This is a genomic window from Thalassotalea sp. ND16A, assembly GCF_000764205.1.
Lineage (GTDB): Bacteria > Pseudomonadota > Gammaproteobacteria > Enterobacterales > Alteromonadaceae > Thalassotalea_A.
Map to the genome: position 1 here is coordinate 23832 of NZ_JQDZ01000123.1, position 26790 is coordinate 50621.

Here is a 26790-nt window from a genome sequence, read left to right on the forward strand (position 1 = left end):
TAAGGAGTAAACAATGTCGAAAGTCATAAATTTTAAAGAAAAATTTAACAAGTTTGAGGATCATTGGTCACCACGAGTGATTGCAGAAATGAATGATTACCAATTCAAACTGGTAAAGGTTGAAGGGGAATTTGTTTGGCATGATCACCCCGATACCGATGAAGTATTTATTGTCATGGAAGGGATACTTACCATTGAGTTTAGAGATGGCAATGTCACCTTACAATCCGGAGAAATGTATGTGATCCCGAAAGGGGTGGAACATAAACCTGTGGCAAAAAGTGAATGTAAGATCATGATAGTAGAACCGAAAGGGATAGTGAATACCGGCGATAGTGGTTCTGCTTTAACCGCAGAAAATGATATTTGGGTGTGAACTGCATAGCTGATGGTAATCCGATATTAACGACGGAAGATTAATTTTCAGATGATGTTGAGGTAGTTAAAATGAAACGATTTTTTAGCTTTATGGTATTGCTGGCGTGTCAACAAAGCGTCTTCGCGACTTCATGCGATAACTTGCAATCGTTAAACTGGCTGGTGGGTAACTGGCAAGCCGAAGATGAAAATTATAAAACCACAGAATCCTGGCAAGCGGTAAGCGCAAATACCTTTGAAGGCCACGGCCAAACCGAGTCGATAGCAAAAAATAAAATCGTTAGCAGTGAAACATTAAGGCTAGTGATGATGTCGGGCGAAGTGTTTTTTTGGGCGAAGGTGGCCAATAATGAGCTGCCGGTAGCCTTTAAGCTGACCGAATGCACGGCTTTATCGGCCACCTTTGAAAATCGAAATCATGACTTTCCACAAACACTCAGTTATCAGCTTCAAGATCAAAACCTCTTAACGGTACTCGTTGCTGGCGAGCAGGGCAAAAACTTTAGCATTCACTATTCTCGTGTCGAAATGCAGAATTAACATGTAATCACTGAGCCTAATTAGTTAAAATGACGCAAATTAAAAGTGTGAATGGGCGATAGCTCAACCTTAACGGGTATCAGAGTTAATGATGAAAAGAATATTAGTGATCGGTTATGTTTGGCCTGAGCCAAACTCTTCTGCTGCTGGCAGCCATATGATGTCGATTTTGCGTTTGTTTAAACAGCAAAACTGGCAAGTTGAATTTGCTACCCCGGCGCAACCAACAGAGCACATGATTGATTTGGCCAGTGAAGGCATTACTAGCCAAAGTATTGCCCTTAACTGCGACAGTTTTGACGATTATGTCAGTCAATATATGCCAGATATGGTGCTGTTCGATCGCTTTATGATGGAAGAGCAATTTGGCTGGCGCGTAGAAAAACACTGTCCGCAGGCGCTAAAAATATTAGACACCGAAGATCTGCAATGTTTGCGTAATGCTCGTCATCAAGCTCATAAAGCGGGGCGAGAATTAACTCAAACCGACCTTGCCAGCGATCTGGCGAAACGTGAAGTTGCGGCCATTTTACGTTGCGATATCTCGTTGATCATTTCCACCTTTGAAATGCAGTTATTAACTGACACTTACCAGGTCGACCCCCAATTGTTGCATCACCTGCCCTTTATGGTCAATCTGGCGGAATGCCCTAGCGAAACGCTGGGTTTTGCCGAACGTCAGCATTTTATCACCATAGGTAATTTTAGGCATGCGCCCAATTGGGATGTGGTGCTGTATTTACAGCAAATATGGCCACTGATTCGCAAGCAACTGCCCAAGGCTGAATTGCATATTTATGGCTCCTATCCTCCACCGAAAGCGATGGCATTAAATAACCCAAAAATCGGTTTTATCATTAAGGGCTGGGCTGAAAGTGCTTTTGAGGTAATGGAGCAAGCGCGAATTTGTTTGGCGCCGATTCGCTTTGGCGCGGGCATAAAAGGTAAGTTACTCGATGCTATGATCATGCAAACGCCGAATGTCACCACATCACTGGGCAGTGAAGGTATGCACAGCCAAGAGCCATGGCCTGGCATTATCAGTGACGAAATGGTGGCGTTTGCGCAAGCGGCAGTTGATTTATATAACAATGAGCAGCAGTGGTGTGCAGCTCAACAACATGGTAGCGCCTTGTTAAACGCACGCTATGACAGTGTGCAGCTAGGGCAACAGTTACTCGCCAAAATTGTTGAGACGCAGCAACAATTAGCGCAGCATAGACTAAACAACTTTACCGGTGCTATGTTAAAGCATCATTCGTTGGCGAGTACCAAATACATGTCACAATGGATCGCGGCGAAAAATGCTAAGGATGCTTGACCTCTGGTATATCAGCGGAACCAACAATGATTCTTTTACGGCTTGTGGAGAGCAATAGATGCAAATTAAACAAGGTGGCTTAACCACTAGCGCAGTGATTTCGTTATTAACGGAACATCATCAAGACATGCTGCAACATTCACCGGTAGATAGTGTGCATGCGCTCGATTTAACCGCGTTACAAGCCGAGAACATTAGCTTCTGGAGCCTTTGGAGCAATGATGAATTGGCCGGTTGTGGGGCAATGCAGGAGCTGGATAAAGATCACGCTGAGATAAAATCTATGCGTACCGCCAAGGGGCACTTGCGCACAGGCGTTGCCGAAACTATGCTGCGTCATATTTTAGTAGAGGCCAAAAAGCGGGGTTATCGTAAAGTGAGTCTGGAAACAGGTACTCAGGCGGCTTTCTTGCCTGCGCATCGCTTGTATTTGAAGTTCGGCTTTCAAGTGTGTCAACCATTTGCTAATTACCAGGATGACCCTTACTCTACTTTTATGAGTAAATCTCTTTAATAACGAACCAGTTGAGTGGAAGCTTTATGCATGTAGCAGATAAATGGAATATGGGCAGTGTTGCTGATTTACAGCAGTTTATCAGCCAAAATGGATTTGCAGTACTAGTATCAGCAAACTTTAATGCCAGCCATGTGCCTTTGCTATTGGCCAGTGATGAGGGTGAGATGGGCGTATTGTATGGTCATTTAGCCCGAGCTAATTCACATGCTAAAACCATACATGGAGAGCAAGTGCTGGCGATATTCTCTGGACCACACTCCTACATTTCACCCACTTGGTATGCCGCCACTCCAGCGGTGCCTACCTGGAACTACGGTGCGGTGCATGCTGTCGGTAGAGTTGAGCTCACCAGTGATGAGCAAACGCTGAAAATAATCGATGCCACCATAAACAAATATGAACCCACATTATTGCAACAAGACAATATCATGCCCGAACAATATAAAAGCAAACTGGCGAAGGCCATTGTCGGTTTTAAAATTGTGTTAACCAGTATTCAAGGACAAGACAAGCTTGGTCAGCATCGTAAAATGGAAGATCAACAAGGCGTTGTTGCCGGATTAAGTGCGTCACCCTCGCTAGACGCCAAACAACTGCTTAATTATATGCAACAAAAAAATATCGGCATGGGTGTCTAGGACGCGCTAAAGGTTAAGCTGAATCTAATATAAATTTGTTTTTGTCATAGAAGCGTAACAAATAAAGGCTAGTATAAAGATTTAGACTAGGGTCTATTGACCTTTGCGGTACAACTTTTGTTCAAACAGGCGTACTTTGAACAAGGCTTGGCGATTGAAGTTTGGTTGCTCCAAATAATTGAGCCATAACGCGGTGCAAAGTTCGCCTGCCTAAACGCTGCAAAAATGCACAGCAAAGGTCAACAGACCCTAATACCCTGTGATTCAATACTTTATTTGGGATTTTACCTTTTGAAAAATGTGTTAGAAGTTTTTTGGCAATTTTTGCTACTTGGCTTAATGAGCTTTGGCGGCCCAGCTGCTCACATAGGCTATTTTCAAAAAACCTTCGTGCAACAATTAAAATGGCTAGACGATAGCAGTTATGCCCGGCTGATCTCATTAAGTCAGTTTTTACCCGGCCCCGGCTCCAGTCAAATAGGCTTCGCCATAGGTTTACAACGCGCCGGTCTGTTTGGCGGTATTGCGGCGTTTATTGGTTTTACCCTGCCTTCATTTATGTTGTTATACCTGCTTGCCAGCCAGTCTGTGAGTCAAGATTCAGACCTGCTCAATAATGTTATCCATGGCTTGAAATTACTTGCGGTGGTAGTAGTGGCCGATGCCACATTATCAATGTTTAATAGTTTTTGTACGAACCGTTTGGCGAAAAGCATTTGTATTTTTAGCGCCGTGCTACTGCTGTTGTTGCCAAGTTTATATACCCAGATGATGGTCCTTGTTGCTGCTGCCATGGCCGGCATTTTGTTTGGCACAGTAAACAGTGAGCCAAGCCCAAACCAGGTAAACGTTAAATGGCTGCCATTAGTGCTGTTTACCCTGTTATTTGTTGGTTTGCCTATCGTTGCCGATAATTCGCAATGGCTAGCACTACTCAATGGCTTTTATACCTCAGGCAGTCTGGTGTTTGGTGGCGGCCATGTGGTACTGCCGTTATTGCAAGAAACCCTAACGGACAGTGTCAGCACCGATAGATTTTTAATGGGCTATGCCGCAGCACAAGCAGTCCCTGGGCCGATGTTTTCGGTGGCGGCATTTTTAGGGGCCGACATGCTAGTTGAGCATAGTTTCAGTGCAGCCTTACTCGCCACCGTGGCCATATTTTTGCCAGGGTTCTTACTGGTACTGGGTTTGCAGGGAGCATGGCAAACACTGGCGCAAAAACCTAAGGTTGCTGCTGCCGTTTGGGGGATAAACGCGGGTGTTGTTGGTTTACTGTTGTCAGCTCTATATCATCCAGTGTTTACCAGCGCGGTAAGCTCAGGCAAAGAAATGGCCTTGGTATTAATCGGTTTCTTTATTCTGCGCCAGTTTAAGTTACCCATTGTCGCCTTAGTACTGGCTTTTGCTCTGATTGGCAGTTTATGGTGAGTGTCATCAACAACAGCAACTCAGCTGCCAAGGAGCATAGATAGAGGTTGTCGGTTAATTGATGGGCAGCTGAATCGTTATCTGGCAGCCGCGCTCAGAGTTGCGGTTGGCCATCGATAAAAAGCCATTATGGGCTTCAATGATCTGCCTTGATAACACCAGGCCAATACCACTGCCCTGTTTTTTGGTGGTATAAAACGGCGTGAACAGGTTATGACTGCTGGCAATGCCAATGCCTTGATCGGCAATGGTGAGTATCGCATTGTGTTCATCAGTGGATGCGCAAATCGATATGTTCCCCGGACAGGTTTGCATGGCTTCATCGGCATTTTTAATGACATTAATCAGCACTTGCTCAATTTGCACCGGATCAAGCGCAAGGGTGATGTCATCACTAATGTCTAACTCAATATTACACTGCTTAAATATCGCCACTACTTTCGTTAGCAGAGCCAACAAATTTGTGTTCTGCTTTTGCGGTTTGGGCAAATGGGTGAGTTGTCGATAGCTGTCGATAAATTGTTTTAAGCTACTGGAACGCTCACCAATGATGGTTAAGCTTTGCTGCAAGTTGTCGGCAAAATCGCTAGATAAATCCTGCTTTTTAGCCAGCCGGCTAATGGTGCTGGCGAACGAAGATATTGGCGTTAATGAGTTATTAATTTCGTGACTAAGTACCCGGATCAAGTTTTGCCAGGCTTGCCGTTCTTGTTCTCGCAGTAAATGATTAACATCGGTAATGAAGAATAAGTCGTGCTGATGGCCATGATCGCGATAGTTATCTCGGATCACCTGAAACTGGCCCTTTTTATTGGCAAAGGTTAATTCCATGACTTGTTGTTGGCTAATGGTTAATAACGATTGCGCATCAATATTGGCCAGCGGTTTGCCGAGCATTTGCTCACTGCTCACATTCAATAATTGTTCTGCCGCCGGATTTAATAGCGCCAATTGCTGTTGCTCATCAACAGCGATAATTGCGACGTTGATGTGCTGGATCACTTTCTTCAGTAAATGCTGCCCTTCCATCGCACTGAAGCGTTGTTCGGTAAGGGTGTTGGCAAGATTGTTGATCTGATCAACCAGCTCCCCTAAGGCATCATCACGGCTGTGGCGACGACCACGCAATGAATAGTCGCCATGGCTCATGCCTTCAAGCAAATTCGACAAGGTACGAAATTGAAAAGTGATTTTGTGATACATGGTGATGGCGCAATAGCCAGTGATACAAAATAAGGTCAGCAAAATAAGCATAAACAAATTTGTCGATGCTTGATAATACCAGAGCACTAATAATAGCAAAGCGACAGGTACCCCCGTCGCGATGAGCAAATATTTTAATAGTTGAGTTTCAAATTTTACTCGCGCTTTCTTGGCCAAAGTGCACTCTTTTATAATTGGTATTTATCAATTCTACGATAAAACGCACTGCGACTTAAACCTAAAGATTTTGCCGCATTCTGCATATTGCCTTTGCAGTGTTTGATCCTAGCGCAAATAATTTTCTGCTCTAATTCGTCTAAGGTTTTATCAACATCCCATTCAGGCTGTTGTTGATTTTGCTGTTGTGCATTATCGGCGGTGACATCATGCACAAGGTTGCCTGCTTGCAGGCCCAGATGCTGCGGCTCAATATGGTTATTGGTGGTTAATATTACGGCCCGCTCCAACATGTGGCTGAGCTCTCGAATATTTCCTGGCCAGGCATAGCTTTGCATCGCGGCAATAGCCTCTGCAGATATGGTTAACTCTGGTTTATGGTATTTTGCTTTAAAGCCAGCCAAAAATGATTCTGCCAGTGGCTTGATATCTGCTAAACGGTGGCGCAGTGGCGGCAATTGAATTTCAAAAGTATTTAACCGAAAAAATAAATCCTGGCGAAACTGTTGTTGACTGATCATTTCTTCAATATTGGCATTGGTCGCGGCAATGACTCTGGTATCAACCTGTTGGGTTTTACTCGCCCCTACTTTTTCAAATTTTTGATTTTCCAAAACCCGCAGTAATTTACTTTGCTGCGATAATGGGATATTGCCTATTTCATCCAAAAATAAACTGCCTTGATCGGCCAATTCAAAGCGGCCAATGCGATTTTCTCTGGCGTCGGTAAACGCCCCTTTGACATGACCAAACATTTCGCTTTCAAACAAGTTTTCACTAATCGCGCCCATATTGACACTGATCAGCGAATGTTCAGCGCGATTGGAACGATTATGAATGTGTTCCGCCAGCAAGCTTTTGCCAGTACCATTTTCACCGGTAATTAACACATTAACGTCACTTTGTGCCAGTTGCTCAACCATAGTCAATACCGCTTGCATGCTAGTTGATTCGGCGATTATTGGATTAAGGTTGCTGTGCAGAGCTTTTAAAATTTGATTTTCACGATTAAGTCTGGCCGATTTTTGTTGTTGCTGTGCCAGTTTGATGTGGGTCTCGCTAGTGCGCAATAATTGCTCATTATCCCACGGTTTTTGGATCAAATCGGCGGCACCATTTTGCATCGCTGAGACGGCTAAATCTATGGTCGCCCAACCGGTCATCACAATGATCGGAATATTCTCATCCACTTGCGCTAATTTGGCAATCAGGGCGATACCTTCTTCACCAGAGGTAGTATCTAAAGTGAAATTAAGATCTAACAACACACAATCAAATGATTGCTGTTGAAACAACTTTAATACCTGTGCAGGTTGTGAGGCTAAGGTTACCTCATAACCTTCGCAGCTGAATAGCATTTTTAGCGCCGCGAGAATGTTTTGATCATCGTCGGCTACCAGAATTTTTGCGGCCATTTATTACATCTTTATTGTTATACCAATCAGATTTGGTATTAGAATTACCATTAAACGATAGGGAGCAAGCAACTTGCTCCCTGTTCGCGTTATTCGTAGCGCAGTGCCGAGCTAGGTTCCAGGGCAATTGCCTTCTTTGCTGGGAAATAGGTTGCTGAGCTTACTACCAAGGTAATAATGGCAGGGATAGCGGCAAATACAAAGTAATAATTATTGGTTTCTGGTCCGACTAATTGCACTATGCCCTGACTTGCCAGGTAGGCTAATGGAATACCAATCACCAGACCGATGATCAATTGTATCCAACCTTGGCGCATTAACATCGACATCACTTTAGCGTCGCTGGCGCCTACGGCACGACGAATGCCAATTTCCTGGGTACGGCGACTGGTGCTATTTGCCAATACACCATAGATACCACTAGATGCCAATAACAATGCACATAGTGCGAAGACACCGAATAAATCTCGAATGAAAGACATACCACCAATATTACGGCGAATTTTTTCCTTCAACACCATCATATTATAGGTTGGCACTTCCGGGTCTATCTTCGCCGCTGCCGCATTGAAGGCGGCGCGATATTCATCGGGATCACCTTGTACATCAATAAATGCACTCATAAAACGGCGATTTGCCTGAGTGTAAGGACGATAAGCGGTGGTGCGATGTTTGATCATTGAATATGGCTGACCATGGATCACATGATTGACCACACCAACAACCGTATACCAAGGAGCATCCTCATCGTTAACATATTTAAAGCGTTTGCCTAACGACGATTGTTCTGGCCAGTATTTGTCTGCCATTGAATCGGTAATAATGGCCACCGGTAATGAATCTACCCGGTCACGACTGTCAAAATAGCGTCCTTCGATTAGCCTCATATCCAGCGCCTGCATGCTGCCGGTAAAACTAATGGATTCACCAGTACGTGGGTATTGCTTGTCAGTGATCTCAAATCCTTCTGGTTGAAAAGCACGATACCAAGTGCCATTGCCCGGTAAATTTGACATCGCGCCGGCGCCACTTACCCCTGGAATGGTTTGTAAGCGTTCAACCAGACGTTGAAAATACTGCAATCGGTCTTGCTCGTTTTCATAGGTGGCCTCAGGCAGGCCTATACGGGCTTCAAGTTTATGGCCGGTATTTGCGCCATAATCAGTATTGTTCACTTCTTGTAACACTACGTACAATACCCCAGACAGGCTTAATAAAATGCACGATAACGCCACTTCCAAAATCACCAGTATACGGTTTACACGACCGGCGCGTTTGCCTTGGGCACCACGAGTACCATCGCGCAATACCGCGTTAAAATCGCTGCGTGACATTTTCCATGCGGGAATGATACCGGTAATAAACGCGGTGGTAATTATGATCAAGATGGATTGATAAATTAATTTAGCATCAAGCGTCATTGCCCACCAAAAAGGTACTGCCATCGGTAACATATTGGGCAAAAAGGCATCCATTAATTCCAAGGCCCAGGCGGCGATGAACAAGCCAAACAATCCGCCTAAGGTACAAATAAACACACTTTCCCACATCATCTGCATGATTAAGCGGGCACGAGGTGCGCCCAAGGCAACGCGAATGGCCGTTTCCTTGGCACGCTCATTGGCTCGGGCTAACAATAAGTTGCCGACGTTGACACAAGCAAGGATCAACACAAAAGTGACGGCCGTTAGCATTAAGCCAATGATCATTTCTGAACCATTACCCATCATGTTCTTTTGAAAACTGGTGATGTAAGCCGAGGTTTTACCGTTGGTTTCAGGGAAGTTTTTCTCGGCTATCGCCATGATACCCTGCAACTCCTGGGTTGCTTGCGCCAAACTGACAGAGGTTTTCTTTAATGCAAAAATGGACACATTTGGAGACTCTGCGCGAGTCAGACGCTTGCCATCTTCTTTCATCGGTAACCAAAGCTGGCCGGCCATCGGGAATTTATACCCTTGCGGCATTACCCCGATAATCGTAGTCGCCACGCCGTTTAACTTTACGCTTTTGCCAACAATTTGTTGATCGTTACTAAAGTAATTTTGCCAAACTTCATAACCAATGACGGTTACCGGTTGTGCCCCTTCGATGGCGTCCTGGTCATTAAAGGTGCGACCGATGATAGGGTCGGTACTGGTAAAGCTGAACATATTAGGCTCAGTGACGATACCGCTAAAGCGTTCGGCCCGGTCACCATTACTCAGGTTGGCCGTTGCGCTGTAATAGGCACCTAACGTTTCGTAACTTTGGCTTTGCTCTTTAATGTCGAGATAATCGTGTAACAGTATTGAGCCACCGTTATACAACACGCCATCGACTTCTGCTTCAATCACATACATGTGCTCGCCATCAGCAAAGGGCAATGGACGCAGCACAATACTGGAAATAAAGGCCAACATGAATACACATAAGCCTAAACCCGCCGCCATCACCGATACCGTTAAAGAGGTAAATCCCGGATTTTTGAGTAACATGCGATACGCATATTTAACATCGAATAACCATTTCATCATTGTTCCCCTTAAGCTGCGTGCATACCACGTTTGATTGGGTTGTCGGCGATAATTTTGCCATCGAGAATTTCGACTAAACGCTCACTGCGCTGAGCGGAACGCGGGTCATGGGTAACCATACAAATAGTGGCCCCTTCGCTGTGTAAACTGTCTAACAAGCTCATCACCGCTTCGGCATTTTTGCTGTCTAAGTTACCGGTAGGCTCATCGGCAAGAATAATAGACGGGTTACCCGCTATCGCACGAGCCACAGCAACACGCTGTTGTTGACCGCCGGAAAGCTGTGATGGGAAGTGACTCGCGCGATGCAACATGTCGACTTTTGCTAAGGCTTTTTTCACCGCCTCAACCACCTCTTTGCTGCTATAGTCATCGCGATAAGTTAATGGCAGCGCGACATTTTCTTCTACGGTTAAATCGCTGATTAAATTAAATGACTGAAAGATAAAGCCGACTTCTTTATTGCGAATGTGGGCTCGTTCACTGGCTTTTAAATTCGCCACTTGTTGCTTGTTTAATACATAGTCGCCATTGGTTGGCGTATCTAATAACCCGAGTACAGACAATAAGGTAGATTTACCACACCCCGAAGGCCCTGAAATTGCCAGATATTCACCGGCATTGATGGTCAGTTGAATATCGGCTAGGGCATGGGTTTCTACTTCATCGGTATGAAATACTTTTTCTATATTGCTTAAGGTAATAAGGGCGTTATCGTTCATCTTGTTATCCTGTAGTTAAAGTTGTGAATTCTGTTTTGTCTGTTTATTTCAAAGTAATTTATTTCAGGGTGACTTATTTCAAAGTGATCTTGTTAAAACGATTCAGTTCATCATTTTGTGAAAGTATAATTTTGTCGCCGGCTTCTAAACCGCTTTTTATCTGAATTTTTTGCACCGAGCCCTGGCCAAAATCGACGGATATTTTTTCGGCATTAGCACCATCATTGCTTAGTTTAAAGATTTTCGCACTGCGGTGGCTCTGGGCAAAAGACGGGCGACGGACAAATTTAGTGTTGGCCAGGTTTGCCACCAATATTTCACCGTCGATGCTCAAGTCGGGACGGGCATCGGCAGGTAGCGGTTGCTTTAACGCAACATCGACTTGCACCGAACCGTTATTCACTGCCGGGGCAATGCGAATAACCTCGCCGTTGATTTGATTGTTACGGGTATCGATGATGACCGATTGTCCAAGGGCAACATCGCGGATTGCCAGCTCAGGTATTTGCAGTTCGGCAATCAACTCCTGTTGTTTTGCAAGCTTGGCTAAGCTGGTGCCCAAGGTGACTTGCTGGCCTACTTCAATGGCTACGTCTTGCACCACACTGTCGATTGACGCTTTTACCTGCAGGTTGTCCACTTGCTCTTCCATGCTTTCTAATGATTTGCGCATTTTGTTCAAACGAGCATTTAGGGCATGAGTTTTTGCGATCAAGGTTTCTTTCATTTTGCTTGTGCGTTGTTGTTCAATTTGCCAGCGTTCTTTATTTTGGCGGGTGGTTAACTTGGTTCTTTCAAAATCAAGTTTTGACACTGCTTGGGCGCCGTTATTGAACAGTTCGGTTTCGGCATTCAAACGCATGGCGACACTGTCGTAGTCTAATTTGGCATTAAACACCCGTGCTTTTTGATCAAGCAGCATCGAATCAAATTCGACGATTGCGGCTTTTGCCTCGGCTTCTTGCGCCTCTAATTCCCAGCGTGTTTCTTCAAGACTTCGTTCAAGTTTGGGATTGGTCAGTTCGATTAACAAATCTCCGGCTTTCACATTAGCGCCGGGTTTAACCAATACCCGTTCCGCTCGGCCTTCAACCGAAGAGGCAATCCAGCGAATGTCTTTTGGTGTTAATACCCCGGGGCCACGCACTTTAATGGAAAAATTACCTTGCTGAACTTCGGCAATGAGCAATTTGTTGCGATCAAGGGCATAACTTTGCGTGCTCAAAAACTGGATAAATACTACTGCCGCGAGCAAAACCAAAGCGCCGATAACAAGCTTGCCATACTTTTTAAATAATGAAGTTTGTTGCTTTTTAACGATGTCCATAACGACTACCAAAAATTAAATAATGTAAACTACAGGTAAATGAGCATTATCTATGCCAATAATTTAATGTGTTGTTTTTATTGGCTTATATTTATTTTTACGTCGCTGTGATTGCTGGTTCCTGATATGCCGTACCAATAATGGGATGGTCTAAATGTGCGCTCTATTCCATTATTGGGACAAATACTCATTTAGATTCGGTCCTACGCTGAGTTATACGGCTAACGATTGGGTAAACAATAGTTTACAAGCCGAATGTGGGTGACGCTAGACATTGCCGGGTCATGTCTTTATTCTTATCGCGTTTATAATAAATATAAAGAAGAAGAATTGATGAAAAAATATACACTCTTGTGTTTGGCAGGCCTATTATCCGCTTGTGGAAATGACACGACTCAATCTCAACAATCTGCAGCTGCCGTAAGCCAAGCAAGTCAAGTAACCAGTTATCCAGTTACCCGCCAAGGTGATGTGGTAGAAACCTATTTTGGTAAACAGGTTGCCGACCCATACCGCTGGCTAGAAGACGATCGCAGTGATGAAACTGCCGCCTGGGTAAAAGCCGAAAATGAAGTTACCTTTGATTATTTAAATAAAATTCCTTACCGTGCGGCGTTAAAACAACGTTTGCAAGAGTTGTGGAATTATGAAAAAACCAGTGCGCCATTTGTCGAAGGTGAGTATCGCTATTTTTACAAAAATGACGGCTTGCAAAACCAGTATGTGGTTTATCGCCAAAAAGAGGGGGCGCAGGCTGAGGTGTTTTTAGATCCAAATACGTTCAGTAGCGACGGCACTACCTCACTAGCACAGTTAAGCTTTTCTAAAGACGGCTCAATCGCCGCTTATTCGATTTCAGAAGGTGGCAGTGACTGGCGTAAAATCATCATTATTGATGTAGAAACCGGGAAGAAGATTGAAGAAGCCCTTGTTGACGTTAAATTTTCAGGCATTTCCTGGTTTAACAACGAAGGCTTTTATTATTCAAGCTATGACAAGCCAGAAGGCAGTGAGTTATCGGCAAAAACTGATCAACACAAGCTGTATTATCATCAGTTAGGTCAACCGCAAAGCCAGGATGCTTTAGTCTTTGGTGGTACTGCAGAACAAAAACGTCGTTATGTATCCGGTACTGTGTCGGATGATGGTCGTTATTTAATGATCTCTGGTGCACTATCGACATCGGGTAATGATTTGTTCATTAAAGATTTAACCGTGCCAAACAGTGAGTTAATTAACGTACTCGATCACCACAATTCAGACACTTATTTATTGCATAACCAAGGTTCTAAACTATTCCTGGTAACTAATTTAAATGCGCCGAATCAAAAAGTAGTGACTGTGGACGCTAGTGATCCTGCTCCTGAAAATTGGACGGACTTTATCGTTGAAACGGAAAACGTTTTAACACCTTCGGTTGGTGGCGGCTACATTTTTGCCGAATACATGGTGGATGCAACGTCGAAGGTATTGCAATTTGATCTTACCGGTAAACAAGTGAGAGAAATTAATTTACCTGGAATTGGCAGTGTCAGTAGCATAGAAGGTAAACCAGAAGATAGTGTTTTATATTACTCGTTTAACAACTACAAAACGCCTAGTACCATTTACAGCTACGACGTGAACACAGGTAAATCGACAGTTTATGCCGCATCGGCAGCCAAATTTAACAGTGCCGATTATGTGTCTACACAAGAATTTTATACCTCAAAAGATGGTACCAAAATCCCGATGATCATTACTCATAAAAAAGGTCTTGAACTGAACGGTAAAAATCCAACTATCTTATACGGTTACGGTGGCTTTAACGTAAGTTTAACGCCTCGTTTTTCTGTCGCTAATGCGGTATGGATGGAGCAAGGCGGTGTTTATGCGGTGGCCAATTTACGTGGCGGTGGCGAATACGGTAAAGAATGGCACAAGGCCGGTACGCAATTAAATAAGCAAAACGTATTTGATGACTTTATTGCTGCCGGCGAGTATTTAATTAGCCAACAATATACGGCAAGCGACTACTTAGCCATTCGAGGTGGTTCAAATGGTGGTTTGCTGGTTGGTGCGGTAATGACTCAGCGACCTGATCTGATGAAAGTGGCACTACCTGCGGTTGGCGTATTAGACATGCTGCGCTATCACACCTTTACCGCGGGCGCTGGCTGGGCATACGATTACGGTACGGCAGAACAAAGTGAAGAAATGTTTAAATATTTACTGGCTTATTCACCGGTGCAAAACGTTAAATCTGGTGTGTCTTACCCGGCAACGCTAGTGACAACTGGCGATCATGATGACCGTGTAGTGCCAGCACACTCGTTTAAGTTTGCGGCAGAGCTACAAGCGAAACAAGCAGGTAATGCCCCAACGCTGATCCGCATTGAAACCAATGCCGGTCACGGTGCCGGTACGCCGGTTTCTAAAACTATCGAGCAATACGCCGATATCTTTGGTTTCACTCTTTATAATATGGGTGTGAAAGAGTTAGCTAAGTAAACGGTATATGAGCAATCAATAATATTGGTTATCACCAACTAGCGAGACTGAAGTCCCGCCAACCAGGTAGCGTACCCGGTTGGCGGGGTTTTTAACCTCGCGTCATTGCCGAAGGTAACTCAGAGTAGTTATCGCTGTACCTGAAAGTGCTTATATTCCCGGGCCATGGACCACTTATTCGTATCCTCGGCAATTACTCAAAGAGCTATTTTGTCGCAGGACTGTCACCATTGTTTGCATCTTTGCCATTTAAAGGCCCGGTACTTTGAGCACTTGCTTGTGCTTGTGTCACTGAAATCGCATCTTTCGCTAAGTTATGATTGCCACTGATCAAATCATTTAAACTGCCGCTATCTTTGTCAACAATTCCTAACTCACGGATCATGGTATCGATTAATGGCGCATTGGCCCGGTAATTTAATGCCGCACTGGTAATTTGCTCCGCCATACCGCCACTCACACTTTGGCCATCGGCTGAGCCTGTACTCGCCATGGTATTGCCACCATTGCCACCATTGCCGCCAAACCCTTGCAAAATTTTAATGCCATCAATATTTTCCAGAGGTTTCACCGCGTTGGCGACAATTTCTGGCAAGGCTTTGAGAATGGCCAGTGATTTTTGCAATTCTACCTGTTCATCACGGAGCGTATTTTCGGCATCATACAAAGCCTTTTTACCCTCGGCTTCAACCGCATAAATCTTCTCATCGGCTTCTGCTTTGAGTTTTTTCGCATCGGCATCGGCACGCGCTTCGGTTAAAATTGCTTCGGCTTTGTCTTCGGCGGCGCGTTTATCGGCTTCGGCCTGTACGGTAATGCCAACAGCATCACGTTCCGCCTCTTTTTTCGCATCAATCACTTCAATGTCTTTTTGACGATTGGCGACAGCAATTTTTTGTGCGGTGATCACCGCTTCTTCTTTTTCTACTTTGGCTTTTTCAGCCTCCGCCGCTTTGGCACGGGCAGCAGACTCTTCTTCAGATTTTTGCGCGACCGCAATTTGCTTATCTTGCATTGATACTTCAATGTCTTTTTGTTGCTGAATGCGTGCCTGTTCTAACGTTTTACGTTTTTCAATTTCTTGCGCTTCAATTTGTTTCGATTTTTCAATTTCGGCGGTTTCTACCGCTTTTTCTTTGGCGATTTCCGCTTCACGCTCTTCTTTTTCGCGCAACTCTCGTTGTTTAACAATTTCCGCTTGCTGTTCAACACGCTTAAATTCAACGGCCTGCTCTTGTACTAATTGTGCTTCTTGTTTGGCTCGCTGTATGTCTAGCGATTGCTTTTCGGCATCCAAATTGCGCTGTTCTATCAGAATACGGTTTTCTTGTTCAATATCGTTGGTTTCTTTGCGTTTTTGCTCGATTATTTTTGTCAGTCGAGCTCTACCTTCGGCATCAAATGCATTGTTTTCATTAAAAAAATTCAAGTCTGTCTGGTCAAAACCGGTAAGTGAAACCGACTCTAGCTCTAGACCATTTTTCTCCAGGTCAGCCATCACATTTTGTTGTACTTTTTGCACGAATTCACTGCGCTGCTCATGCATTTCGGTCATGCTCATCTCGGCAGCAACGGCACGCAGTACATCGACGAATTTTGATTCCATTAATTTTTTCAACTCTTCAACCCGCATGGTACGAGTACCAAGAGTTTGAGCGGCCATGGAAATGCCTTCACCATTTGGCGCCACGCGTAAGTAAAAATCGGCTTTTACATCAACCCGCATTCTGTCTTTGGTGATCAGTGCGTCTTTTTGAGTTTTCTCTACTTCAATACGTAGTGTATTCATATTCACCGGTATGGTTTCGTGCACTACCGGTAAAACGATGGCGCCGCCATCTTTAACCACTTTTTCACCGCCCATGCCGGTACGAACAAAGGCGATTTCTTTTGTTGCTCTAATGTAGAGTTTGGCGAAAATTAAGCCAATGGTGATAAGCGATACCAGCACTGAGCCGGCAACAATAAGCATGAAGGTGAAGTTATCACCTGCGGTAAATTGATCCATGGGATGTCCTTTTAATGTGTTTTTATTATTTTAATTTTGCAGCTAACCAGCTGTTGGCAGTTTTTTCCATAAGCACCACCGAGGCACCTTGAGTAAAGCTGGAATGTTCATCATCTGGTTCAACCATGACGTAATGTTTTTGATTAAACTCGTCTTTTAGTACCGCTTCGGCAGCACTACCTTTCGTGGCTTTGCCTAGCGTGATGGTGGCGACTTTGCCAATAAAAGTGTCGGTTGAAACCGCAGAAGATTCATTTTTGGGCACTATTTTAGCAATGGCGTCACCCAAGTAGTGGCTAAGTAACATAGCTCCAATCAGGGCCACAGGCTTACTGAGCCACAAGAGCACAGCAATATTGAGAGTTGTTACAATGCAATAGTTATACACTAAACCGGTTATGGCAAAGCTGATTAATATTAATACCAGCCAAACCAGCATCGGTAAACGGTTCAGACATAACCAGCCCAAAAGGGCGGTTAAGCCACCGGGTGTAACATCTGCGTCTATATCGATATCAACCAGGTCATCAAGCATACTCATCACGCTTGCGCCAATTAATAACGCGATACCTTCTAATAATGCTAAACCAAAGACTATGGCAAGGGCGATAGTATAGGTTATGTTAAGATCTGAGAGGAAAAACTCGAGCAATTTCAGCCTCCTTGGCTTTTTATTTTTTATTCCAAGATTAAGAATCTACTCTAATTAATAAATTATTCAATGTTTAATCAATGACTGATGCAAAAATGAACATAGATGAGCTAATTTTGTTTAGCAATTTATCACTCGAGTAATAACACAACTAGGCTAAAGTATAATAACAAATATTTAACAAATGGCGTATGATAAGTATGGACAATAAATTATGGATTAATAGAGATGTTTTTACCTGATAAAGTGATTATTGCCGACGATCATCCGTTATTTCGTCACGCATTGCTGGAAACGCTTAAGCAAAGAATGACTACAACCAATTGGTTGCAGGCTGAAACGGTAGAAGAGCTTGAACAGCTGTTATTAAAAGAAACTGACGCGGATTTATTACTGCTGGATTTAAACATTCCTGGCGCTCATGGTTTCAATACTTTAATCCATGTCCGCCAGCATTTCCCGCAAATTCCTGTGGTCGTGGTTTCTGCTTATGAAGATGTTGATACCATCAATCAAGCGATGAGTTATGGCGCTTCTGGTTTTGTGCCAAAATCGACCGATGTAAATACCATATTTACCGCCATTAATCAGGTATTATCTGGCCAGTTGTGGACGCCGGAAATCTTAAATAGCGCCGATGCAAGTGATAGTAAAGCCGAAATGGCAGAACGTATTGCCAGTTTAACCCAACAACAGTATAAAATTTTACTGATGTTTGCCGAAGGTTTGTTAAATAAACAAATTGCTTACGACTTACATGTGTCAGAAGCGACGATAAAAGCACATGCGACAGCGATATTCAGAAAATTGAAAGTCAATAATCGTACTCAGGCGGTAATTTCACTGAATCAGCTTGATCTTAATGAAGGCGGTTTTAGTCGCGAGTTAAGTCAATAACACGAGTCCCTGACGCAACGAAGCCCATTACCCTGCGTTTACTTCGGCATGTAATTGGCTTGCAGCATTTTGGTGAGCATGGCACTCATCATCGCTCTCAACGCCGCTGGTTTTACCATCTTACGCATATAACCGACTTTTGCCTTACGGGTTTTTTGTTGGATGTCAGATTCCGTCGTGGCGGTGATTAAAATTGCCGGTATCTGCCGTTGGGCAAGCTCCCTTAATTCATTAATTAAACTGATACCATCTTCATTGTTGTCCAATTGATAATCCACTAACAGTATTTCAATTTCATTATTGTGGCGGTTAAATATTTCTTTCGCTGTCGCACTGCCATTAGCGCCATACACATTGCATTGCCAGGCACCAAGCAATTCCAGCATGCCGGCAAGTACCTTAGGATCGTTATCAATACACAATACCGATACCCCTTGCAAGCCAACCTGCGCTGTTGCTGGTTGCTCTTTAGTCTGTACCGGTTCTGCCGTAGGAACCGACACCGAGAAGTTACAACCACAGCCAGCTTCAGACTCCAGGTGTAAAGTGTGACCCAGAATTTGCGCCAGTGAACGAGTAATATTTAACCCTAATCCTAAGCCATTGCTGGTGCTACTTTTACTATTTTCAAGCTGAGTAAATTGCTCAAACACTAATTGCTGTTTATCTCGCGCTATTCCTGGACCATCATCAACAACCTGGATTTTTAATTGATTTCTTTCTAATTTTGTCGCCAGCACAACATTGCCCGGACTGGCATAGCGAAACGCATTGGTTAATAAATTTTGTAAGATACGACGCAATAAATGTTTATCGGTTTTTATCCATTGCTGCGACGGAAAAACTTTAAAACTCACTAAGTATTCGTTTGCCGCCGCCAAAAATTCTTGTTCCAACTGTGCCAATACATCGTGAAAACAAAACACTTCGATGTTCGGGCTGATATTGCCACTCTCGATACGGGCAACTTCGGCCAAGTTCACCAATAAGTCATTGGCCACTTTTAACGAGTGGTCGATATTGCTGACTTGCCGGCGCTGAGCATCATTTAATTTATTTTGATCGGCCAGGGCCGAAGTAAATAATCTTGCCGCTTCTAACGGTTGCATTAAGTCGTGGCTGATGGCTTTTAAGTATTGGCTTTTTTTCAGGTTTGCCTGCTCGGACTTTTCTCGAGCTACGGCCAGCTGCTCATTGACCAGTTCCAATTTTTGCGTACGCTCGGTGACTAAGGATTCCAGATCCAAGTTTTCCGCTTTTAGCAGCATTTCCGCTTCACGATAGGCGGTAATGTCTTTAAATATCATGACAAAGCCACCATCGGGCAGCGGGTTACCTTCAATGCGGATAATGACGCCATCTTCGAGTTGGCGTTCTGACACGAGTGAGCTACCATCTTTTAAAAATTGTACTCGCCTGCTTACTTGCTGCTCCACTTCGCCCTCACCGCACAGTCCTTTACGGGCATTGAAACGGATCAAATCTTCAATTGCACAGCCGATGAACACCATATTTTCCGGATAATTAAATAGCTCTAGATAGCGGCTATTCCACGCCACCAACTTGAGATTGCCATCAATAATTGAGATCCCCTCGCTGGCATTCTCTATCGCACTTTGCAGTAAATGCTGGTTGAATTGCTGTTGCTGACTAGACGTCTCTTCGACCAGTTGTGCCAACTCATTGAGGTTAATATTTCTGCCTTGCATGGCCGAATGCAGTACCAGCCTTGCCGAAGCGGCACCCATTACCGTGCCTAAGGCATTTTCACAATGCACGATCATTAGCCGATGCTGCTGAGGCGCACTAAGTTGCTGCCCTTGTACTTTTTGCTCGAACGCCAAAAAGCTTGCCGCGGCTTTGTCTTCACCGATAAAACGGGAAATAAGCAATTGCAATTCTGAATTGGTGATGTGTTTTTTCTTTTGTTCAGGCAGTTCAATCGCATTTTTTTCTTCAATAAAAAAGGCCGCCTGCACCCGTTCATGCACACTTTGTCGGCTCAACAATGATATCGCCCACATCACTAAAATATTACTGCCGAGACTGATCAAGGTGGCCGTAGTGTTGGTGGCAAGCTCTCCTAAAAAAACATCTTGCGGATAGAAGCCTAAATTCGGCAATAAATTCAACAGCAGCCATAATGAAAAACCGGTGGCAATACCACTATAGACACCGGTTAAACTGGCATGACGCCAGTAAAAAGCCGCAATTAACGCCGGTGTCAGTTGGGCGATAGCGCCAAAAGCCACTGCGCCTAGGGATGCCAAAGTATCATCATCTGCCAGTAAAAATGCGCCATAGCCCATCATGATAATGGCAAGCACCAGAAACTTACGGGTGTTTAATAATTTTAAGCGAAAACGTTCGTAATCGTCACTCTGTTGTTTTTTACGGCTAAACAGGATCGGGAAGACAATTTCATTGCTTAACATCGTACTTAAGGCGATGGCAGAAATGATGATCATCGAACTGGCCGCAGAAATAGCCCCTAAAAAGGTTAGTAAGGTGAGTATCGGCTGGTCGTTTTGTGCTGGCAGCATTAACACGTAAGAGTCGGCGGCGACATCACCGTTAAACAGTAAATGGCCGGCCATGCCCAGCGGCATGGCAAAAATGGCAAAAACCAAGACATAAGCGGGAAAGATTTTACGGGCAAAGCGGGTGTCTTTTTTATCTTTTAGTTCAACCACCATCACCTGGAACTGTCGTGGCAAAGATAAAAATGCCGCCATGACAATAATTAACATGCCCAGCATAGAGCTAATGTTAGGGGCGCTCAACTGGCTGGAAATATCAATATTCGCTTGCTGAAACAGCTGCTGCGGTGAGTCGAACAAGGCAAAACAGACAAATAAGCCAACCGCTAAAAAGGCAATCAGTTTGACCAGGGATTCAAACGCAATTGCCAGCATAACCCCTGGATGGCGTTCGGTGACATCAATGTTGCGAATACCAAAGATAATGGTAAATCCGGCCAACACTAAGGCAATAATTAAACCCAATTGCCAGGTATTGGTTTCGCGTTCCATTTGTAATAATTCAAATGAGTAAACAATGGCTTTTAGCTGTAACGCCAAGTATGGCAGGGTACCAATTAACGCGACTACGGTAACTAGAATTGCCAGATTGTGGGACTTGCCAAAACGTGAGGCGAGCAAGTCAGCGATAGAAGTTAAATTAAGTTTTAAACTGACCCGAATAATGCGTTGGATAAATGGCCAGGCAAACATAAACAGCAATATTGGCCCGAGGTATATCGGGATATGAGAAAAAATATTGGTTGCCGTTTGGGCGGTCGTGCCTAAAAAGCTCCATGAGGTACAATACACCCCCAAAGTCAGGGCATAGACGATGGCCTGGCTATTACCATGAATTTTATGACGGTATTTATCACCCAGGTAGGCAACGACAAACAATAAGCCAATGTAGGTGATGGCCAATACCACCAATTGCCAGTTGCTAAACATAGTATCCCGTATTTTTCTTTATCAATTTAAACTCATACTCTACCAAGTATATTAAACATTATCCTTTCGAACCCGTCTGGGTATAAAATTCACTGATATACTGGCCACCTTTTATGGTGGCGATAATTCTCATCTTGTGCGTGTCACCGACTTGTGAAATCGTTGCTCTGAGTGGGGTTTGGCGATACCAATAGTAAGGTGAGTCACTCATTTGCAGCTGATACGATGTTGCCTGATCGTTTTTATCGACTAAGAACAAGGTTGCGGTATCGAGCGGAAAGGTCGAGTTAATGGTGGTTTTACCATTATCATCAAAAATGTTTAATTTAAAATCTTCGGCCAATAGCACGCAATTGCCGGTAAGCACATCACAGGAATTTTCCGGCGTCATCTGAAAAATTCGAGTGGCATTGGCTTGCTCTTCAACCCAAAAATCTGAAGCAATATAGCCACCAATGGCTAATACAGGCGCTACCATTAAGGCCAGTTTGGTATGTTTATTCATTTACTTAATTCCTCTTCTCTAGTTTTAACACCTTATTCACCCGGTGAAAAGGTTTATACCATTGGTATTAACCATCGGAAATACTAATCTGTGTACGTTGTCATTGATTTAGTTGATAACAGTCTAGTAACAAGAAAGACTCCCGTAGGAGCCTTTCATTAACCAAAGTCAGTGTTAGTGAGCGTGCGCTTCACCTGCACCTTTTGGCACTCGGAAGTTTTCTACCATATGCTGGATATGCGCTGGCGCATCGCCAGTTAGCTTACATACACCGAAGGCAACAGCAAAGTTAACTAACGCACCAACCGCACCAAAGGCATTTGGTGAAATACCCAAGAACCAGTTCTGCTCAAGGCCACCTAAGAATGAGGTGCCAGGAATAAACATGATGCCTTTGTGTTGGAACACATACAACATAGTAATACCAATACCTGAACACATGCCTGCAATGGCCGCTTTACCGCTCATTTTCTTCGAGAATATACCCATCATTAATGCCGGGAATATTGACGATGCGGCCAAACCAAAGGCTAATGCAACGGTACCGGCGGCAAATCCAGGTGGATTGAGGCCGAGATAACCTGACACCAGTATGGCAATGGTCATGACTATCCGCCCTGCCCGCAGTTCTGCTTTCTCTGATAAATCAGGCGTTAACACCCCTTTCATTAAATCATGGGAAATTGAGGACGATATTGCTAACAACAAGCCTGCAGCCGTTGATAACGCTGCCGCCAAACCACCAGCAGCCACCAGGGCAATTACCCAGTTTGGCAAGTTAGCGATAGCCGGATTAGCCAGAACCATAATGTCACGGTCAACTTTCACCATTTCATTGGTCTCGGCATCCGCTACGTACTGAACTTTGCCGTCACCGTTTTTATCTTCAAACTTCAACAAACCGGTTTTTTCCCAGTCTTTGAACCATTGTGGACGCTCTGCATAAACCATATTTTGACCAGCGGTTGGTTCAATAGTGTTCATTAAGTTTAAACGTGCCATGGCGCCAACAGCAGGAGCTACGGTGTAAAGTAAGGCGATAAAAACTAGTGCGTAACCTGCCGATGAACGTGCCGCTTTTACTGAAGGTACAGTAAAGAAACGCATAATAACGTGAGGTAGGCCAGCAGTACCAATCATTAGTGACAAGGTGTAGGCGAACATGTTTAATGTGCCGCCCATGTTGTCGGTGGTGTACTCTTTAAAGCCTAAATCGGTGACTACCATATCAAGCTTATCCAAGAGATATACGCCACTACCATCGGCCAGCGTTGAGCCTAAGCCAAGTTGTGGAATTGGGTTGCCGGTAAGTTGCAATGAGATGAAAATTGCAGGGATAGTGTAAGCAAAAATCAGTACACAATATTGGGCGATTTGGGTGTAAGTGATACCTTTCATCCCACCGAGTACCGCGTATACCCAAACCACCATCATACCTATGCCTAAGCCTAAGCCGTAATCTACTTCCAGGAAGCGAGAGAATGCTACACCAACACCTTTCATTTGACCGATGATGTAAGTGAGTGACGCAATGATTAAACAAACTACGGCAACGATACGTGCGGTTTTTGAGTAATAGCGGTCAAAGATAAACTCCGGCACAGTAAATTTGCCGTGCTTACGTAAGTATGGGGCAAGTAACATCGCGAGTAATACATAACCGCCAGTCCAACCCATTAAAAATACCGAGCCACCATAGCCTAAAAAGGCGATAAGACCGGCCATCGAAATAAACGATGCCGCACTCATCCAGTCGGCGCCAATGGCCATACCGTTTTGCAGTGGGGTAACACCACCACCAGCGACATAGAAATCACTGGTTGATCCTGCTCGTGCCCACCAGGCAATGGCAAAATAAACACCGAATGAACCGAAAACGGCAATGTATGTATATAGTTTTAACTCATCCATTATTTAGCCCTCTTCCACGTCATGTTTTTTATCCAGTTTATTCATCTTCGATGAATACCAGAATACTAAGCCGACAAAGGTATAAATTGACCCTTGCTGGGCAAACCAGAAACCGAGTTTATACCCGCCAATTCGAATCTCGTTTAACGGCTCTACCAATAACAAACCAAAGCCAAATGAAACGACAAACCAAATGACAAGGCAGATGAGTATAAGGCGAAGGTTTTCTTGCCAATAACTTTGATTACTCTCCACAATGCTCTCCTAACTAATTATGTATACCTGTTGATATAACTTTTATGTTTTTTAAATGTTTTTATTAATATTGTTTTAACTCATTCACGTTGTTTGAAGAAGATGTCTATCGAAAGTGATTGTTAATTGTGAGTTAACGCTTTTGGTAAAAATCTTTTTCTATCTATCACCCTAGCAATCAAACTCAAGCTTTCACATTAGACCTTGGTCTAGTTAACATCTGATTCACTTGTGTTAACCCGCGGCTTGCGATAAAACTATGTATACCCGTTCCACTTCAAGATGCGGGATTTCAGTGGGAGTTAAAAGCAATTTAGGCAAGGCATTAAATTTAGGGAATGGTTGTTCAATTGTTAAAGTTAATAACGCGGCATAAATTGCTTTTAAACCCATCGAAGAAGTCCTTGAGCAATCCTACTACTTCGTTGCAGTGACTTGAAAGGGAATAACCATTACTACATCACTGCGCCTTGTATTGGGATCGCTCAAGAACTCTGAAACCTGCATCTTGAAGTGGACCGGGTATATACCAATTTGAACAAACTTACCTTCCATCAAGGGGTTAGCGATGAGCACAGAACTGGCCGACATTCATGACTTTATTAAGGCGATTGAGCCGTTTGATCAATTGCCCAGGGACAGTATTGCCCGCATAGTGCGCAATATCAGTATTTGCTATGTGCGCCAGGGCGAACAATTGCCGCCGGCGGGTATTGATGAACCTATGCTGTATTTTTTACGCAAAGGGGCGCTTGCTTATTACAGTGGCAACGACGAATTGCTCGGTAAGTATGGTGAAGGCGACATCTGTACGGTGTTTTGTTCCCCGGATGAAGACTTTGCGGTTAAGGTGATCCCCGAAGAAGATACATTGTTATGCGCGATTAATTGCGCTGAGTTAAAGTCGGTGATTAGTGATTTTCCTTTCGTCCATAACTTCTTTTTGCAATCTGGAGCACAACGCTTAAAGCAGCAAGTAAGCAAAATTAATGAAGAGGCACTGCTTACTTCAACCTTAATGAATACCTCAATTGACGATTTCTATCATGGCCCAGCGGTGACTATTGATAAGGGCGAGTCGATAATTGCTGCGGCAACGAAAATGACAGAGCTGAATTTTTCCTGTTTGGTGGTGATGGATGAGCACGGCTTAGCGGGTATAGTTACCGATAAGGATCTACGTCGCCGCTGCATCGCTCAAGGCCTGGATTTTACAAGGCCGGTAAGCGATATCATGACCGAAAATGTAGAGTTAATAGATCATAATTTCAGCGCCTATGACGCGCTGATCAAAATGACCAGTCAACACATTCACCATTTACCGGTGACCAAGAATGGGGTGTTGGCGGGAATGTTAACGGTAACTGATTTAATGAATCAGGAAGGCTTAAACGCGGTAAACCTGTCGAGTACAATAGGCAAAGCGCAATCGGTAGACGAACTGGCGAAAATCAGCAAACTGTTGCCGAAACTGCAAATTAGAATGGCCAAACTTGGTAGTACCGCCGATCATGTCGGCAAAACCATCAGCGCCTTAACCACCGCATTTACCAACAAGCTGATCCATATGGCGAAAGAGCAATATGGCCACGAGCCGGTTCCTTTTGCCTGGCTAGCTGCCGGCTCACAAGCCAGACAAGAGCAGTTTGCCCATTCTGATCAAGACAATGCGCTGATTATTTCCAACGACATGCAACCTGAAGATGACGCCTGGTTTAAACAGCTTGCCACATTTGTCAGTGATGGTCTGGCGAGCTGTGGCTTTATTTACTGTCCCGGCGATGTGATGGCGACCAACGCCAAGTGGCGACAACCACAACGCGTGTGGCAACAATATTTCGATAGCTGGGTTAACACCCCGGAACCGATGGCGCTGATGCATTCCAGTGTGTTTTTCGACTTGCATTGTGTCTATGGTGAAGTCGATTTATTGGCGCAGGTCCAAGCGAATATGCTGCAACAAACTCAGCGCAATACTTTATTTATTGCGCATTTATCGACGAATGCGTTGAAACTGCGGCCACCATTAGGGTTTTTCCGAGATTTTGTGTTGATCTCCAACGGCAAACATAAGAAAACTTTAGATTTAAAACACAATGGCATCGCCCCAATTGTTGATTTGGCGCGAATTTACGCGCTATCAGAAGGCATTACCGCCGTGAATACAATCGAGCGGTTAAAGCAAGCGGCGGGCACGGCGAGTTTAAGTGCCAAATCTGCGGCCAATCTGATTGATGCCTTTGAGTTTTTGGGAATGTTGCGCGCAGAGCATCAGGCCGGGCAATTACAAGCGGGCATCGAACCCGATAACTATTTGTCACCAAAGGAAATTTCCCGGTTGGAGCGAGAGCATTTAAAAGACGCTTTTAAGGTGATTAAAACCATGCAAGCCAATCGTCAAACCACATTCGGTTGAA

21 protein-coding genes are annotated in these 26790 nt (G+C 44.2%); 9 read left to right on the forward strand and 12 right to left on the reverse strand.

The window, feature by feature from the left end; genetic code table 11:
• The first annotated feature begins 13 nt into the window (after positions 1-13).
• The 6 genes from ND16A_RS01590 to chrA all read left to right on the forward strand — a co-directional run bounded on the left by ND16A_RS01590 (position 14) and on the right by chrA (position 4825).
• The gene (locus ND16A_RS01590) at positions 14-376 is read left to right on the forward strand and encodes a cupin domain-containing protein (RefSeq protein WP_033079200.1); all 363 of its coding nucleotides are present in this window, start codon (positions 14-16) and stop codon (positions 374-376) included.
• Positions 377-447: 71 nt separating this feature from the next.
• Positions 448-918 (forward strand): DUF6265 family protein, encoded by a 471-nt coding sequence (locus tag ND16A_RS01585; RefSeq protein WP_033079201.1) that lies wholly within the window; start codon positions 448-450, stop codon positions 916-918.
• A gap of 91 nt (positions 919-1009) precedes the next feature.
• Complete coding sequence (locus tag ND16A_RS01580) at positions 1010-2239, forward strand: glycosyltransferase (RefSeq protein WP_033079202.1); 1230 nt, start codon at positions 1010-1012, stop codon at positions 2237-2239.
• A gap of 58 nt (positions 2240-2297) precedes the next feature.
• Complete coding sequence (locus ND16A_RS01575) at positions 2298-2753, forward strand: GNAT family N-acetyltransferase (protein ID WP_033079203.1); 456 nt, start codon at positions 2298-2300, stop codon at positions 2751-2753.
• Positions 2754-2779: 26 nt separating this feature from the next.
• A complete protein-coding gene (locus tag ND16A_RS01570; RefSeq protein WP_052073313.1) occupies positions 2780-3394 on the forward strand; it encodes an FMN-binding negative transcriptional regulator in 615 nt (204 codons plus the stop codon).
• 291 nt (positions 3395-3685) lie between these two features.
• Positions 3686-4825, forward strand: a complete 1140-nt coding sequence (gene chrA, locus ND16A_RS01565; RefSeq protein WP_033079204.1) for a chromate efflux transporter — start codon at positions 3686-3688, stop codon at positions 4823-4825.
• Between the two features lie 54 nt (positions 4826-4879).
• Here the strand turns inward: chrA and ND16A_RS01560 are convergent, their stop codons facing one another.
• From ND16A_RS01560 to ND16A_RS01540, 5 genes are all read right to left on the reverse strand, one after another.
• Positions 4880-6205 (reverse strand): sensor histidine kinase, encoded by a 1326-nt coding sequence (locus tag ND16A_RS01560; protein WP_033079205.1) that lies wholly within the window; start codon positions 6203-6205, stop codon positions 4880-4882.
• Between the two features lie 11 nt (positions 6206-6216).
• Complete coding sequence (locus ND16A_RS01555; RefSeq protein ID WP_033079206.1) at positions 6217-7620, reverse strand: sigma-54-dependent transcriptional regulator; 1404 nt, start codon at positions 7618-7620, stop codon at positions 6217-6219.
• Between the two features lie 89 nt (positions 7621-7709).
• The gene (locus tag ND16A_RS01550; RefSeq protein WP_081945693.1) at positions 7710-10136 is read right to left on the reverse strand and encodes an ABC transporter permease; all 2427 of its coding nucleotides are present in this window, start codon (positions 10134-10136) and stop codon (positions 7710-7712) included.
• A gap of 8 nt (positions 10137-10144) precedes the next feature.
• Positions 10145-10858: an ABC transporter ATP-binding protein gene (locus ND16A_RS01545; RefSeq protein ID WP_033079208.1), complete on the reverse strand. Its 714-nt coding sequence runs from the start codon at positions 10856-10858 to the stop codon at positions 10145-10147.
• A gap of 73 nt (positions 10859-10931) precedes the next feature.
• Positions 10932-12185 (reverse strand): efflux RND transporter periplasmic adaptor subunit, encoded by a 1254-nt coding sequence (locus tag ND16A_RS01540; RefSeq protein WP_033079209.1) that lies wholly within the window; start codon positions 12183-12185, stop codon positions 10932-10934.
• 333 nt (positions 12186-12518) lie between these two features.
• Between ND16A_RS01540 and ND16A_RS01535 the strand changes: the two genes are divergently transcribed.
• The gene (locus ND16A_RS01535; protein WP_033079312.1) at positions 12519-14675 is read left to right on the forward strand and encodes a prolyl oligopeptidase family serine peptidase; all 2157 of its coding nucleotides are present in this window, start codon (positions 12519-12521) and stop codon (positions 14673-14675) included.
• A 205-nt stretch (positions 14676-14880) separates the two neighbouring features.
• Here ND16A_RS01535 and ND16A_RS01530 read toward each other — a convergent pair whose 3' ends face one another.
• Complete coding sequence (locus ND16A_RS01530) at positions 14881-16683, reverse strand: flotillin family protein (protein WP_033079210.1); 1803 nt, start codon at positions 16681-16683, stop codon at positions 14881-14883.
• Positions 16684-16708: 25 nt separating this feature from the next.
• Positions 16709-17335, reverse strand: coding sequence for a YqiJ family protein (locus tag ND16A_RS01525; RefSeq protein WP_033079211.1), 627 nt, complete (start codon positions 17333-17335; stop codon positions 16709-16711).
• Positions 17336-17563: 228 nt separating this feature from the next.
• Between ND16A_RS01525 and ND16A_RS01520 the strand changes: the two genes are divergently transcribed.
• Positions 17564-18232 (forward strand): response regulator transcription factor, encoded by a 669-nt coding sequence (locus ND16A_RS01520; protein ID WP_033079212.1) that lies wholly within the window; start codon positions 17564-17566, stop codon positions 18230-18232.
• Positions 18233-18270: 38 nt separating this feature from the next.
• Here ND16A_RS01520 and ND16A_RS01515 read toward each other — a convergent pair whose 3' ends face one another.
• From ND16A_RS01515 to ND16A_RS21560, 5 genes are all read right to left on the reverse strand, one after another.
• On the reverse strand, positions 18271-21702 hold the full coding sequence (locus ND16A_RS01515; protein ID WP_033079213.1) for a hybrid sensor histidine kinase/response regulator: 3432 nt from the start codon (positions 21700-21702) through the stop codon (positions 18271-18273).
• Positions 21703-21760: 58 nt separating this feature from the next.
• Complete coding sequence (locus ND16A_RS01510) at positions 21761-22207, reverse strand: hypothetical protein (protein ID WP_033079214.1); 447 nt, start codon at positions 22205-22207, stop codon at positions 21761-21763.
• 174 nt (positions 22208-22381) lie between these two features.
• The gene (locus tag ND16A_RS01505; protein ID WP_033079215.1) at positions 22382-24118 is read right to left on the reverse strand and encodes a sodium:solute symporter family protein; all 1737 of its coding nucleotides are present in this window, start codon (positions 24116-24118) and stop codon (positions 22382-22384) included.
• 3 nt (positions 24119-24121) lie between these two features.
• Positions 24122-24373, reverse strand: a complete 252-nt coding sequence (locus ND16A_RS01500) for a DUF4212 domain-containing protein (RefSeq protein WP_033079216.1) — start codon at positions 24371-24373, stop codon at positions 24122-24124.
• Positions 24374-24607: 234 nt separating this feature from the next.
• Entirely contained in the window at positions 24608-24766 is a 159-nt protein-coding gene (locus ND16A_RS21560) for a hypothetical protein (RefSeq protein ID WP_200880871.1), read from the reverse strand.
• Positions 24767-24941: 175 nt separating this feature from the next.
• Here ND16A_RS21560 and ND16A_RS01495 point away from each other — a divergent pair, with 175 nt between their 5' ends.
• Positions 24942-26789, forward strand: coding sequence for a putative nucleotidyltransferase substrate binding domain-containing protein (locus ND16A_RS01495; protein ID WP_033079217.1), 1848 nt, complete (start codon positions 24942-24944; stop codon positions 26787-26789).
• Position 26790 lies beyond the last annotated feature (1 nt).

Excerpts from the sequence above, each read along its gene's own strand:
- ND16A_RS01510 (WP_033079214.1), bottom strand. The coding sequence starts at position 22,207 with ATGAATAAACATACCAAACTGGCCTTAATGGTAGCGCCTGTATTAGCC.
- ND16A_RS01575 (WP_033079203.1), top strand. The coding sequence starts at position 2,298 with ATGCAAATTAAACAAGGTGGCTTAACCACTAGCGCAGTGATTTCGTTA.
- ND16A_RS01545 (WP_033079208.1), bottom strand. The coding sequence starts at position 10,858 with ATGAACGATAACGCCCTTATTACCTTAAGCAATATAGAAAAAGTATTT.
- ND16A_RS01555 (WP_033079206.1), bottom strand. The coding sequence starts at position 7,620 with ATGGCCGCAAAAATTCTGGTAGCCGACGATGATCAAAACATTCTCGCG.
- ND16A_RS01590 (WP_033079200.1), top strand. The coding sequence starts at position 14 with ATGTCGAAAGTCATAAATTTTAAAGAAAAATTTAACAAGTTTGAGGAT.
- ND16A_RS01540 (WP_033079209.1), bottom strand. The coding sequence starts at position 12,185 with ATGGACATCGTTAAAAAGCAACAAACTTCATTATTTAAAAAGTATGGC.
- ND16A_RS21560 (WP_200880871.1), bottom strand. The coding sequence starts at position 24,766 with ATGGGTTTAAAAGCAATTTATGCCGCGTTATTAACTTTAACAATTGAA.
- ND16A_RS01570 (WP_052073313.1), top strand. The coding sequence starts at position 2,780 with ATGCATGTAGCAGATAAATGGAATATGGGCAGTGTTGCTGATTTACAG.
- ND16A_RS01585 (WP_033079201.1), top strand. The coding sequence starts at position 448 with ATGAAACGATTTTTTAGCTTTATGGTATTGCTGGCGTGTCAACAAAGC.
- ND16A_RS01580 (WP_033079202.1), top strand. The coding sequence starts at position 1,010 with ATGAAAAGAATATTAGTGATCGGTTATGTTTGGCCTGAGCCAAACTCT.
- ND16A_RS01520 (WP_033079212.1), top strand. The coding sequence starts at position 17,564 with ATGTTTTTACCTGATAAAGTGATTATTGCCGACGATCATCCGTTATTT.
- ND16A_RS01530 (WP_033079210.1), bottom strand. The coding sequence starts at position 16,683 with ATGGATCAATTTACCGCAGGTGATAACTTCACCTTCATGCTTATTGTT.
- ND16A_RS01515 (WP_033079213.1), bottom strand. The coding sequence starts at position 21,702 with ATGTTTAGCAACTGGCAATTGGTGGTATTGGCCATCACCTACATTGGC.
- ND16A_RS01550 (WP_081945693.1), bottom strand. The coding sequence starts at position 10,136 with ATGATGAAATGGTTATTCGATGTTAAATATGCGTATCGCATGTTACTC.
- ND16A_RS01505 (WP_033079215.1), bottom strand. The coding sequence starts at position 24,118 with ATGGATGAGTTAAAACTATATACATACATTGCCGTTTTCGGTTCATTC.
- ND16A_RS01535 (WP_033079312.1), top strand. The coding sequence starts at position 12,519 with ATGAAAAAATATACACTCTTGTGTTTGGCAGGCCTATTATCCGCTTGT.
- ND16A_RS01495 (WP_033079217.1), top strand. The coding sequence starts at position 24,942 with ATGAGCACAGAACTGGCCGACATTCATGACTTTATTAAGGCGATTGAG.